The organism is Streptomyces sp. NPDC031265 (assembly GCF_055570295.1).
Map to the genome: position 1 here is coordinate 184,949 of NZ_JBVIHM010000005.1, position 12,401 is coordinate 197,349.

Consider the following 12,401-nt stretch of genomic DNA (forward strand, 5'->3'; position numbering starts at 1 on the left):
GTCCCGCGGTGCCGGGGGTCCCCTCCGGCGCGTCAGTGTGCCGCGACGGCCACCTCGACGCCGTGTTCGGCGGCGAGGCGATGAAGATCGTCGAGCTCGGCCTGCTCGACCTCCGCGAGGAAGTCGTCGCCGCTCTCACGAGCCTGCGTGAGGTCCGTCTCCGTGGCCCTGATGCGCTGCAGGAGTCCTGCGGTGAATGCGTCCATGGTGCCCCCTCGTCGTGGGTCGGTGGCGGGCGGCACGGGGGTGTGCCGACGGTGGGTCCACGATCACGAGCAGCGGGTAGTGGCATGCCACATACAGGGCGTGATCGCGGGTGTGCAGTCGTCCTCCCCCGGCCCGGAGTGCGAGAAACCTCAACTCGCGCGGCAATCCCCGGAATTCCCGGGCGACCCGGGAAGCCGCAGGTCGGGCGGCGGCTGTGCGGCAGCACCGTCTTACCGCCGGTTTATGGCCGTAAGGGGCAGGATGGAAGCACACAGTCACTGCTTCAGCGCCCACAGAACTGCCCGTACGGGCTCAGGAACCGCCCGAGCGGGCCCACAGGCGCCCACGGGGCATCAGCGGCCCGCGAGGGCTCACAGGAAGGAAAAGCGCCGTGCGCGTACTCGTCGTCGAGGACGAGCAACTGCTCGCCGATGCGGTGGCCACCGGACTGCGCCGGGAGGCAATGGCCGTCGACGTCGTGTACGACGGCGCCGCCGCCCTGGAGCGCATCGGGGTCAATGACTACGACGTGGTGGTGCTCGACCGGGACCTCCCGCTGGTGCACGGCGACGACGTCTGCCGCAAGATCGTCGAGCTGGGAATGCCAACCCGGGTCCTGATGCTGACCGCCTCCGGCGACGTCAGCGACCGGGTGGAGGGCCTGGAGATCGGCGCCGACGACTATCTGCCCAAGCCGTTCGCCTTCAGCGAGCTGACCGCCCGGGTCAGGGCCCTGGGGCGGCGTACGACGGTGCCGCTGCCGCCCATCCTGGAGCGCGCGGGCATCAAGCTCGACCCCAACCGGCGCGAGATCTTCCGCGACGGCAAGGAGATCCAGCTGGCCCCCAAGGAGTTCGCGGTCCTGGAGGTGCTGATGCGCAGCGAGGGCGCGGTCGTCTCGGCCGAGCAGCTCCTGGAGAAGGCCTGGGACGAGAACACGGACCCGTTCACCAACGTGGTGCGGGTGACGGTGATGACGCTGCGCCGCAAGCTCGGTGAGCCGCCCGTCATCGTCACCGTGCCGGGCTCGGGATACCGGATCTGACCGCGATGGCCACCACGCCCGCGCCCCCCGCGGCGCCACCGAAACCGACCTGGGACCCCAGGGGAGCCGAGCCACCCTTCCCGTGGGTGCGCCCGACCATCCGCATAAGGCTGACCCTGCTCTACGGCGGCATGTTCATGATCGCGGGCATTCTGCTGCTCTCGATCATCTATCTGCTGGCGGCCTCCGCGCTGCACACCGGCGGGAACCAGCCGTTCAAGATCGTCGGCGGGCAGAACGTCACGGTCACGAGCGGCGGCTGCCAGCTCCCGACCACACCGGGCAACATCACGGAGTTCAACGACGCCATCAGCGCCTGTATGACCCAGCAGCGCCAGCACGCCCTCGACGATCTGCTGACCCGCTCCCTGATGGCGCTGCTCGGCCTCAGCGTCATCGCCTTCGCCTTCGGATACGCGATGGCGGGCCGCGTCCTGTCGCCGCTGGGCCGGATCACCCGGACCGCCCGGCGGGTGGCCGGGACCGACCTGAGCCGGCGGATCGAGCTGGACGGCCCGGACGACGAGCTCAAGGAGCTCTCGGACACCTTCGACGACATGCTGGACCGCCTGGAGCGGGCCTTCACCGCCCAGCAGCGGTTCGTCGCCAACGCCTCGCACGAGCTGAGGACCCCGCTGGCGATCAACCGCACGCTCCTGGAGGTCCATCTGTCCGACCCGGGGGCTCCCATAGAGCTCCACCAGCTGGGCAAGACCCTGCTTGCCACCAACGAGCGCAGTGAGCAGCTGGTCGAGGGCCTGCTGCTGCTGGCCCGGAGCGAGAACGAGATCGTCGACCGCAAGCCGGTCGACCTGGCCGAGGTCGCCTCCCGCGCCATCGACCAGGCCCGCGGTGAGGCCCAGGCCAAGGGCGTGGAGATCCGCGGTGAGCGGGCGCCCGCGGTGGTCCAGGGCAGCGGCGTGCTCCTTGAGCGGATCGCCCTGAACCTGGTGCAGAACGCCGTACGCTACAACGTGCCGGAGGACGGCTGGGTCTCGGTGACCACCGAGCTCAGGGACGGCCAGGCGGTCCTGCTGGTCTCGAACACGGGGCCGGTGGTTCCCGCGTACGAGATCGACAACCTCTTCGAGCCGTTCCGGCGGCTGCGGACCGAGCGGACCGGAAGCGACAAGGGCGTCGGCCTCGGCCTGTCCATCGCCCGATCCGTCGCGCGGGCTCACGGAGGCCGTATCATCGCGGAGCCCCGTGAGGGAGGCGGCCTCGTGATGCGTGTCACCCTGCCCGTCTGAGATGCTTTTCGATGCCATCGAGAAGTTCGCTTTGAGCGGAATTTTCGGGACCTGTTCCGAAGGTATTCGTGTGTGATCAATCACAGGGACAAAATTCCGGCCATCTACTCTCCGTGATCAAGGCTTCCCCCGGAAAACCGGGAAAAGTCCGGGTTTCCGGGGGGTGAGATCACGGGAAGTACACGGGGTGGCGCCCGTGAAGTGCGACATTCGGACCGTGTACGGTCCCGATCGCCACCCAAGACGATCACTCTTGAGGAGTGCGGCTGGGTGTCGATTGAGTAACAGACCTTGATGTGAGGCAAAATCTCCGCCTCGGGTCGGGCACAAGTCCGGCCTCTCACGCGTTACGTGCGCTGGAGACACCGCAACCACCCAGAGGGGGAGAGCGACATGGCAACGGACTACGACACCCCACGCAAGACCGATGACGACGTCGATTCCGACAGTCTTGAAGAACTGAAGGCCCGGCGGAACGACAAGTCCGCCTCGGCCGTCGACGTCGACGATTTCGAGGCCGCGGAGGGCATGGAACTGCCCGGCGCGGACCTTTCCAACGAGGAACTCGCCGTCCGGGTCCTGCCCAAGCAGGCCGACGAGTTCACCTGCATGAGCTGTTTCCTCGTGCACCACCGCAGCCAGCTGGCCAGGGAGAAGAACGGCCAGCCGATCTGCCGCGACTGCGACTGATCAGGCAGGCCGTGGCAGGCGTCGAACCGCCCCGGAAGCGACCGTTCCGGCGAAAGGGTGCCTCGGGTACGCCCGAGGTGTCACAGGGCGGCACAGGCCCGGCAGAGGGCGTCCAGACGCCCGCCGAGCCCTCCGCCCTCCCCGCGGTGAGCTCTGCCGCCCGTGCACATGAGGACGAGCGGGGCCGGCCGGCCTCGCTCGAAGCAGTACTGGACGACCAGGCGGGGCCCGCGGCCGGGGCCCGACGCCTGGACGCCCTGCGCAGAGCAGCCGCCACCAAGGGCGTCCCGGCCCTCAAGAAAGGGGTCCGCAAGAGCGGCGCGGGCGCCAGGGCCGGAATCGGCCACCTCGCCGATCGCGTCATCGAGATCGCCCCACGCATTCCCGTCCGAGACCTGGCGACCCTGCGCGGGCAATTCCCGGGTCTCGGCCCGGAGCAAATCGCGGACAAACTGATCGCGGGCGCCGCGAACGCCACGTCGACGGTGGGCGCGGGCATCGGCGCCGCCGCGATGCTCCCCGTCCCGCCGGCCATGCCGGCCGAGCTGGCCGCCGAGATCACCGGCGTCGCCGCCATCGAACTCAAGCTCATCGCCGAGCTCCACGAGGTCTACGGGTTGCGCCCGCCTGGCAATCTGAAAGAGCGCGCCATGGCGTATCTGACGTCCTGGACCGAGGAGCGCGGCGTCCAGGTGACCAGACCGGCGACCATCAATGCCGCCCTCGGCGGCCAGATGAAGCGCGAACTGCGCCAGCAGATCACCAAGCGCCTGGTCCGCAACCTGCCGAACCTGACGCCGTTCATGGTCGGCGCGGCGGTGGGCGCGGTGATGAACCGGCGCGACACGAAGAAGGTCGCGGCGCACGTCCGCGACGATCTGCGCAAGCACGCGGTTCCCTGGGACGCGCTGCCCGCGCTCCCGGCCCTGGAGCAGCCCGCCGACCCGCTCAGGCCCGGGGAGCTCCCGAAGGAGCTCGGCCACTAGGCCGTCGGCACGGGTTCTGCCCCGGACCCCGCTCCTCAGGCGCCGACGGGGCTGTTTTCCCCGCCGGACTCAGTGCGCGTCGGACGCCCGCAGGGTCTCCAGCACCTGCTTCAGCTTCCGCGGGTCCCGCGTCGACAGATACACGTACGGAGTCGGGTCCTGCGGGTCCGTGACCTCCACCCGTACCGCCGTCGGGATGTAACTGCGCAGCAGCATGAAGGCGCGCGGGTCGGCCTTGTGCAGCCGCCAGGCGCGGGCCTCCTCCGCGTCCAGCACCTCGGGCTCGCCGAGCGCGGTCACCGGGATCCGGGCGTCGCCCGCCACCAGCGTGCCCGCCACGACCCGGATCCGTACCGAGCCGTACGAACTCACCACCACCGCGGCCGCGGCCGTCCCGCCGATGAGGCCCGCCAGGAGCGGCAGGCCGCCCAGCGGCAGCAGCATCAGCGCGCACGCCACCCCGACCAGGGCGGCGATCAGCCACCACGAGCGGGGGGCGGTGAGGCGTTCGGTGTACTGAGGGGCGTTCGGCTGCATGACAGCAAGCTTGGCACGGCGCGACCGGCGCCCGGGACCGCGGGTAAGGTCAGCGGCTGTGACTGCTAGATCTGCGTCTTTGACGCCCCCGGCCGACGCGAAGCCGCCGGTCCGGCACCCCGACGCGCCCGCCCCGGGCGAGCTGCTCGGCGCGCACTACGAGCACTGCTTCGGCTGCGGCGGCGGACAGCCCCACGGACTGCACCTGGAGGCGCGGGCCGGCGCGGGCGTGACCGTCACCGCCGAGTTCACCGTGCGCCCCGCCCACCAGGGCGCCCCCGGCCTCGCGCACGGCGGGGTGCTCGCCACGGCGCTCGACGAGACGCTCGGCTCGCTGAACTGGCTGCTGCAGACGATCGCGGTGACCGGCCGCCTGGAGACCGACTTCGTACGGCCCGTGCCGGTGGACACCGTGCTGTTCCTGGAGGCCGAGGTCACCGCCGTCGACGGGCGGAGGATCTACTCCAGGGCGACCGGGCGGATAGGCGGCCCCGACGGGCCGGTGGCGGTCCGGGCCGACGCCCTCTTCATCGAGGTGAAGGTCGACCACTTCATCGAGAACGGCCGTCCGCAGGAGATCCAGGCCGTCATGTCCGACCCCGACCAGGTCAGGCGCGCCCGCGCCTTCGAGGTGAACCCGTGACCCGTAACCCCGTAGACGTCCTCATCCGCCGAGTCGACCCGCAGGTGCCGATTCCGGCGTACGGGCACCCCGGCGACGCGGGAGCCGACCTCGTCACCACCGAGGCCGCCGAGCTCGCCCCCGGGGAGCGGGCCGTTCTGCCCACCGGGGTGAGTATCGCCCTGCCCGACGGGTACGCGGCCTTTGTGCATCCGAGGTCCGGCCTGGCCGCACGCTGCGGTGTTGCCCTGGTGAATGCCCCGGGGACGGTGGATGCCGGGTACCGTGGGGAAATCAAGGTGATCGTGGTCAATCTCGACCCGCGCGAGACCGTGCGGTTCGAGCGATTCGACCGGATTGCCCAACTTGTCGTCCAGCAGGTCGAGAAGGTGCGCTTCCACGAGGTGGCGGAGCTTCCCGGCTCGGCGAGGGCCGAGGGGGGCTTCGGTTCCACCGGCGGTCATGCCGCTGTGGACGGCACTACGGGTGGGAATCGATACGCTTCGGTCGTATCCGACCGGGAAGGACAGTGACGTGTTCGGACGTCGCAAGAAGAGCGGCTCCGCCGAAGACACGGCGGGCGAGGCCGAGCAGGTCGTCGACGGCATCGACGGTGAAGATGCCGACTACGCCGATGACTCCGCCGACGCGGACGAGCCGCGCAGGATGAACCTGCCGCCGGCGCCCCGGCCGAACGGTCCGTGGGACATCTCCGAGGTCACCGAGGCCGGAGAGGGCCGGGTCGACCTGGGCGGACTGTTCGTCCCCGGAGTCGAGGGCATGGAGCTGCGGGTCGAGGTCGCGGGCGACGCCATCGTCGCGGCGACCGTCGTGCTGCGCGACAGCGCCGTACAGCTGCAGGCCTTCGCGGCCCCCAAGAACGAGGGCATCTGGGGCGAGGTCCGCGAGGAGATCGCCTCCGGCATCACCCAGCAGGGCGGCATCATCGACGAGGTCGAGGGCCCGCTCGGCTGGGAGCTGCGCGCCCAGGTGCCGGTCCAGCTCCCGGACGGTACGAACGGGGTGCAGCTGGTCCGCTTCGTGGGCGTGGACGGGCCGCGCTGGTTCCTGCGCGGTGTGATCTCCGGCCAGGGCGCGGTGCAGCCGCAGGCCGCGGGGCTCCTTGAGCAGATCTTCCAGGACGCGGTCGTGGTGCGCGGCGAGGGCCCGATGGCCCCGCGCGACCCGATCGTCCTGAAGCTGCCGGACGACGCGCAGATGATGCCCGACGGCGTCCAGCAGGAGGAGCAGGAGGGCTCGCGCTTCTCCGGCGGCATGGGCCAGCTCCAGCGCGGCCCGGAGATCACCGAGGTGCGCTGACCGGCTTCCGGTCCTCCGGCGGGCCGTACCCCTTCGCGGGGTGCGGCCCGTCGGCGTTTTCGGGTCCCGTACGCATTGCCCAGACGGGTGCCTCCTGCACATACTGGCGCGGCCGGGGACATACGTACGGGGGGAGCGGACATGAGCGAGAGCACCAGCGGGCGCGGCACGGCCGTCGTGGCGGAGCCGGGCAGCGGGCCGATGGTCCGCGTCGAGGACCTGCGCCGCTCGTACGGGGAAGGCGCCGCCGCCGTGCACGCGCTGCGCGGGGTGTCCTTCGAGGTGCCGCGCGGCGAGCTCGTCGCCCTCAAGGGGCGCTCCGGATCCGGCAAGACGACGCTGCTCAACCTCGTCGGCGGGCTCGACCGGCCGGACGGCGGCCGGATCACCGTCGACTCCACGGACCTGGCGGACCTCGGCGAGGAGGGCCTGCTGGCGCTGCGCCGCGACCGTATCGGCTTCATCTTCCAGTCCTTCGGACTGATCCCGATCCTGTCGGCAGCCGAGAACGTCGGCGTCCCGATGCGGCTGCGCAAGGCCGACCCGCGCGAGCGCGACGCGCGCGTGGAGCTGCTGCTCGCCCTGGTCGGGCTCGGCGACCACGCCCAGCAGCGCCCCGGCGAGCTCTCCGGCGGCCAGCAGCAGCGCGTCGCCATCGCCCGCGCGCTCGCCAACCGGCCCGCGCTCCTGATCGCCGACGAGCCCACCGGCCAGCTGGACGCCGAGACCGGGCTCGCGGTCATGGAGCTGCTGCGCGCGGTCGTGCGCAGCGAGGGCGTCACCGCCCTGGTCGCCACCCACGACACCCAGCTGCTCGGGCTCGCGGACCGCGTCCTGGAGCTGAGCGACGGGCGGATCACCGACCACGGCTGACCGCCCCGGGCCCCACCCCGCGTATCAGAATCGCGTCAATACGGCAGCTCAGCCGCGCTCCCGGTCCGATTTGCCGGAATCGGGGGCCGTAAGGTCGGCACCGCGTACGCAGCAGTTCTCTGAAAGACAATGGGGCCATGGCACGCGGCAAGCTACGGATATACCTCGGTTCGGCACCGGGCGTCGGCAAGACGTACGCGATGCTGTCCGAGGGCCACCGGCGCGTGGAACGCGGCACCGACTGCGTGGTGGCGTTCGTGGAGCACCACGGGCGCCCGCGCACCGAGGTGATGCTGCACGGCCTGGAGCAGATCCAGCGGCGCACCATCGAGTACCGCGGCTCGGTCTTCACCGAGATGGACGTCGACGCGGTCCTGGAGCGCAGGCCCGCCGTCGCCCTGGTGGACGAACTCGCCCACACCAATGTGCCCGGCTCGCGCAACACCAAGCGCTGGCAGGACGTCGAGGAGCTGCTCCAGGCGGGCATCGACGTCGTCTCGACCGTCAACATCCAGCACCTGGAGTCGCTGGGCGACGTCGTCGAGTCGATAACCGGCGTGCGCCAGCGCGAGACGGTGCCCGACGAGGTGGTGCGGCGGGCCGACCAGATCGAGCTCGTCGACATGTCGCCCCAGGCGCTGCGCCGCCGGATGGCGCACGGCAACATCTACAAGTCCGACAAGGTCGACGCGGCCCTGTCCAACTACTTCCGCCCCGGCAATCTGACCGCGCTGCGCGAGCTCGCGCTGCTGTGGGTCGCGGACCGGGTCGACGAGTACCTCCAGCAGTACCGGGGCGAGCACAACATCCGCTCCACCTGGCAGGCCCGGGAGCGGATCGTCGTCGGTCTGACCGGCGGGCCCGAGGGCCGCACCCTGATCCGGCGCGCGGCCCGGATGGCCGCCAAGGGCTCCGGCAGCGAGATCCTCGCGGTGTACGTGGCCCGCAGTGACGGGCTGACCTCGGCCTCGCCCAAGGAACTGGCCGTCCAGCGCACCCTGGTCGAAGACCTCGGCGGATCGTTTCACCACGTCATAGGCGACGACGTCCCGGCCTCCCTCCTGGAGTTCGCCCAGGGCGTCAACGCCACCCAGATCGTCCTCGGCTCCAGCCGCCGCAAGGCCTGGCAGTACGTCTTCGGGCCGGGCGTCGGCGCCACCGTGGCCCGCGAGTCCGGGCCCGACCTGGACGTGCACATCGTCACCCACGAAGAGGTCGCCAAGGGGCGCGGGCTTCCGGTGGCGCGCGGCGCGCGGCTCGGGCGGGCCAGGAGCATCTGGGGCTGGCTCTCGGGCGTCGCGGGACCCGCGCTGCTCACCCTGCTGCTGACCAACGTCGACGCGGACCTCGGGCTCGCCAACGACATGCTGCTCTTCCTGACGCTCACGGTCGCCGCGGCCCTGCTCGGCGGGCTCCTCCCGGCGCTCGCCTCCGCCGCCTTCGGCTCGTTCCTGCTGAACTACTACTTCACCCCGCCCGTCCACCAGATCACCATCGCGGACCCCAAGAACATCCTCGCCATCGCGATCTTCTTCCTGGTGGCGGTCTCGGTGGCCTCCGTCGTCGACCTCGCGGCCCGCCGCACCCACCAGGCGGCCCGGCTGCGCGCCGAGTCCGAGATCCTCTCGTTCCTGGCGGGCAGCGTGCTGCGCGGCGAGACCACGCTCGACGCGCTCCTGGAGCGTGTCCGCGAGACCTTCGCCATGGAGTCCGTGGCCCTCCTGGAGCGGGCGGGCGACGTAGAGCCGTGGACCCGCGCGGGCAGCGTCGGCCCGCACCCCGTGGCCCGCCCCGAGGACGCCGACGTCGACATGCCGGTCGGCGACCACATGGCGCTGGCCCTCAGCGGCCGGGTGCTGCCCGCCGAGGACCGCCGGGTGCTCGGCGCCTTCGCCGCCCAGGCCGCCGTCGTACTGGACCGCCAGCGCCTGGTCGACGAGGCCGAGGAGTCGCGCAAGCTCGCCGAGGGCAACCGCATCCGCACCGCGCTGCTCGCCGCCGTCAGCCACGACCTGCGCACCCCGCTGGCCTCCATCAAGGCCGCCGTCACCTCGCTGCGCTCCGACGACGTCGAATGGTCCGAGGACGACGAGGCCGAGCTCCTGGCGGGCATCGAGGACGGCGCGGACCGGCTCGACCACCTCGTCGGCAACCTCCTCGACATGTCCCGCCTCAACACCGGCACCGTCAGGCCGATCATCCGCGAGATCGACCTCGACGAGGTGGTCCCGATGGCGCTCGGCGGCGTCGCGGAGGACAGCGTCGAGCTGGACATCCCCGAGAGCCTGCCGATGGTCGCCGTCGACTCCGGACTCCTGGAGCGGGCCGTCGCCAACATCGTCGAGAACGCCGTCAAGTACAGCCCCGACGCCACGCCCGTCCTGGTGGCCGCCAGCGCCCTCGGCGACCGCGTGGAGGTCCGGGTGGCCGACCGCGGCCCCGGCGTCCCGGACGAGAGCAAGGAACGGATCTTCGAGCCCTTCCAGCGGTACGGTGACGCTCCGCGCGGCGCCGGAGTGGGACTGGGGCTCGCGGTCGCCCGGGGATTCGTCGAGTCGATGGGCGGCACCCTCACCGCCGAGGACACCCCCGGCGGCGGAATGACCATGGTGCTCACCCTCAGGGCGGTGCCCGGCCCCGGCCCGGTCGTCGCCGACCTCTCCGCCCAGGTCACCTCGTGACCCGCGGCCCACGGCAGAAAGCAGGATCCGCATGACCCGGGTGCTGGTGGTGGACGACGAGCCGCAGATCGTCCGCGCCCTCGTGATCAACCTCAAGGCGAGGAAGTACGAGGTGGACGCGGCCCCCGACGGGGCGACCGCCCTCCAGCTCGCGGCCGCCCGCCACCCCGACGTGGTCGTCCTGGACCTCGGCCTGCCCGACATGGACGGCGTCGAGGTGATCAAGGGGCTGCGCGGCTGGACCCGGGTACCGATCCTGGTGCTCTCCGCCCGCCACACCTCCGACGAGAAGGTCGAGGCGCTGGACGCGGGCGCCGACGACTACGTCACCAAGCCGTTCGGCATGGACGAGCTGCTCGCCCGGCTGCGGGCGGCCGTCCGCCGCGCCGAGCCGGTCGGTGGCGAGGGCACGGACGACGTGGTGACGGTGGAGACCGAGGGCTTCACCGTCGACCTGGCCGCGAAGAAGGTCAACCGGGAGGGCCGGGACGTACGCCTCACGCCCACCGAATGGCACCTCCTGGAGGTACTGGTCCGCAACACCGGCCGGCTGGTCAGCCAGAAGCAGCTCCTCCAGGAAGTCTGGGGCCCCTCCTACGGGACGGAGACGAACTACCTGCGCGTCTACATGGCCCAGCTGCGCCGCAAGCTGGAACTGGACCCCTCGCATCCGCGCCACTTCATCACGGAGCCGGGGATGGGGTACCGGTTCGAGCGCTGAGCCGTGGAGATCTGCTGGGGGTCCGGGGGTCGTTCCCCGGGAGGTACAGCATCGCGGAGCCGGGGATGGGGTACCGGTTCGAGCGGTGAGCGGGCTGTGTCCGTGCGGTGAGCGGGGTGTGAGCGGGCTCGTGGCGGGGTGACCGCGGACGCCTCCCGTGCCGGTGGGGGCCGGTACGCTTTCTGTATGAGTGCTGACCTTCGAACCGAGAAGCCCGCGGGGCGCTTCCGCCGGATGCTCGACCGGCTGTCCACCTCGCAGGAGGAGCTGCACTCCGCGGAACTGCAGGAGGACACGCAGGCCACGGGGTGCACCCGCATCTCCGACTGCGACGACCGCCAGATAGTCAAGGTGACTGGTACCTTGCGGACGGTCACCCTGCGCCCGAGGGCGGGCGTCCCGGCGCTGGAAGCCGAGCTCTTCGACGGGACCGCCCCGCTGGACGTGGTGTGGCTGGGACGGCGCTCGATCGTGGGCATAGAGCCGGGCCGCAAGCTGATCGCCTCGGGCCGGATCTCGATGAGCCACGGCCGGCGGGTGCTGTTCAACCCCAAATACGAACTCCGACCGCTCGGACAGGAGTAGCCGGTGACGTCAGTCGACAAGCCGACCACCACGACCGCCGCCAAGCACGCGCGCACCGCACCGGACGCCGACGCCAAAGCCGTCACCGAAGCCGCACTCTTCGAGGCGTTCGGCGGGATCCGGGGCATGGTGGAGACGTGCCTGCCCGGGCTCCTCTTCGTCACGATCTTCACGGTCAACAAGGATCTGCACAGCTCGGCGATCGCCGCCGTCGCGGTCTCGCTGCTGCTCCTCGTGGTCCGGCTGATCCGCAAGGACACCGTCAAGCACGCCTTCAGCGGCGTCTTCGGCGTGGCCTTCGGCGTGGTCTTCGCGATGATGACGGGCAACGCGAAGGACTTCTATCTGCCCGGCATGCTCTACACCCTGGGCCTGGCCGTCACGTATCTGGTGACCACGCTCTTCGGGGTCCCGCTGATCGGGCTGATGCTGGGCCCGGTCTTCAAGGAGAACCTGTCCTGGCGCACCAGGAACCCCGGCCGCAAGAAGGCGTACGCGAAGGCCAGTTGGGCCTGGGGCCTGATCCTGCTCGCCAAGTGCGCGATCCTCTTCCCGCTCTACTGGTGGGCCAACACCTCCCAGCTCGGCTGGGTGCTGATCGCCCTGAAGATCCCGCCGTTCCTGCTGGCGGTCTGGCTGACCTGGATCTTCCTGGCCAAGGCCCCGCCGCCCATCGACGTGTTCGCGGAGATGGAAGCGGAAGAGGAGGCCGCGAAGGCGGCCAAGGCCGCCGAGGCGGCTGGGAACTGACGGCGCGAAAAGGGGGGCCCGGGGGGGGGGGGGGGGGGGGGGGGCCCTCCCCCCCCCCCCCGCCGTTGTGGGGTTTTTTTTTTTTCCTTTCTCTTCTTTTCGTTGGCGCCGCCACAAGAGGCCCTTCACACCAC

Annotated in this window: 14 protein-coding genes; 12 read left to right on the forward strand and 2 right to left on the reverse strand. The window is 71.0% G+C overall.

Annotated elements, in window-relative coordinates; all coding sequences use genetic code 11:
- Positions 1-32: 32 nt before the first annotated feature.
- A complete protein-coding gene (locus tag ACZ499_RS10985; protein ID WP_385545444.1) occupies positions 33-206 on the reverse strand; it encodes a hypothetical protein in 174 nt (57 codons plus the stop codon).
- Positions 207-598: 392 nt separating this feature from the next.
- Here ACZ499_RS10985 and ACZ499_RS10990 point away from each other — a divergent pair, with 392 nt between their 5' ends.
- The 4 genes from ACZ499_RS10990 (at position 599) to ACZ499_RS11005 (ending at position 4,178) form a co-directional block, all read left to right on the forward strand.
- Positions 599-1,252, forward strand: a complete 654-nt coding sequence (locus tag ACZ499_RS10990) for a response regulator transcription factor (RefSeq protein ID WP_101390599.1) — start codon at positions 599-601, stop codon at positions 1,250-1,252.
- Positions 1,253-1,257: 5 nt separating this feature from the next.
- Complete coding sequence (locus ACZ499_RS10995) at positions 1,258-2,502, forward strand: sensor histidine kinase (protein ID WP_468673792.1); 1,245 nt, start codon at positions 1,258-1,260, stop codon at positions 2,500-2,502.
- Positions 2,503-2,895: 393 nt separating this feature from the next.
- Positions 2,896-3,192, forward strand: a complete 297-nt coding sequence (locus ACZ499_RS11000) for a DUF4193 domain-containing protein (protein ID WP_067165176.1) — start codon at positions 2,896-2,898, stop codon at positions 3,190-3,192.
- An 11-nt stretch (positions 3,193-3,203) separates the two neighbouring features.
- Positions 3,204-4,178, forward strand: coding sequence for a hypothetical protein (locus ACZ499_RS11005; RefSeq protein ID WP_468673796.1), 975 nt, complete (start codon positions 3,204-3,206; stop codon positions 4,176-4,178).
- 69 nt (positions 4,179-4,247) lie between these two features.
- Here the strand turns inward: ACZ499_RS11005 and ACZ499_RS11010 are convergent, their stop codons facing one another.
- Positions 4,248-4,715, reverse strand: a complete 468-nt coding sequence (locus tag ACZ499_RS11010) for a DUF3093 domain-containing protein (RefSeq protein ID WP_468673798.1) — start codon at positions 4,713-4,715, stop codon at positions 4,248-4,250.
- Positions 4,716-4,773: 58 nt separating this feature from the next.
- Here ACZ499_RS11010 and ACZ499_RS11015 point away from each other — a divergent pair, with 58 nt between their 5' ends.
- The 8 genes from ACZ499_RS11015 to ACZ499_RS11050 all read left to right on the forward strand — a co-directional run bounded on the left by ACZ499_RS11015 (position 4,774) and on the right by ACZ499_RS11050 (position 12,267).
- The gene (locus ACZ499_RS11015) at positions 4,774-5,358 is read left to right on the forward strand and encodes a PaaI family thioesterase (protein WP_468408523.1); all 585 of its coding nucleotides are present in this window, start codon (positions 4,774-4,776) and stop codon (positions 5,356-5,358) included.
- The gene (gene dut, locus ACZ499_RS11020; RefSeq protein WP_067165186.1) at positions 5,355-5,870 is read left to right on the forward strand and encodes a dUTP diphosphatase; all 516 of its coding nucleotides are present in this window, start codon (positions 5,355-5,357) and stop codon (positions 5,868-5,870) included. The genes ACZ499_RS11015 and dut overlap by 4 nt, the downstream gene beginning before the upstream one ends.
- Position 5,871: 1 nt before the next feature.
- Positions 5,872-6,657 carry a DUF3710 domain-containing protein gene (locus ACZ499_RS11025; protein ID WP_385545460.1) on the forward strand — a complete coding sequence of 262 codons (786 nt, stop codon included), beginning with the start codon at positions 5,872-5,874 and terminating at the stop codon, positions 6,655-6,657.
- A gap of 141 nt (positions 6,658-6,798) precedes the next feature.
- The gene (locus ACZ499_RS11030; RefSeq protein WP_468673801.1) at positions 6,799-7,530 is read left to right on the forward strand and encodes an ABC transporter ATP-binding protein; all 732 of its coding nucleotides are present in this window, start codon (positions 6,799-6,801) and stop codon (positions 7,528-7,530) included.
- Between the two features lie 137 nt (positions 7,531-7,667).
- On the forward strand, positions 7,668-10,211 hold the full coding sequence (locus ACZ499_RS11035; RefSeq protein ID WP_468673804.1) for an ATP-binding protein: 2,544 nt from the start codon (positions 7,668-7,670) through the stop codon (positions 10,209-10,211).
- A gap of 31 nt (positions 10,212-10,242) precedes the next feature.
- Positions 10,243-10,932 (forward strand): response regulator, encoded by a 690-nt coding sequence (locus tag ACZ499_RS11040; protein WP_468673806.1) that lies wholly within the window; start codon positions 10,243-10,245, stop codon positions 10,930-10,932.
- A 186-nt stretch (positions 10,933-11,118) separates the two neighbouring features.
- Positions 11,119-11,517, forward strand: coding sequence for an OB-fold nucleic acid binding domain-containing protein (locus ACZ499_RS11045; protein ID WP_079126363.1), 399 nt, complete (start codon positions 11,119-11,121; stop codon positions 11,515-11,517).
- A gap of 3 nt (positions 11,518-11,520) precedes the next feature.
- Positions 11,521-12,267, forward strand: coding sequence for a DUF3159 domain-containing protein (locus ACZ499_RS11050; RefSeq protein WP_468673808.1), 747 nt, complete (start codon positions 11,521-11,523; stop codon positions 12,265-12,267).
- The last annotated feature ends 134 nt before the right edge of the window (positions 12,268-12,401 follow it).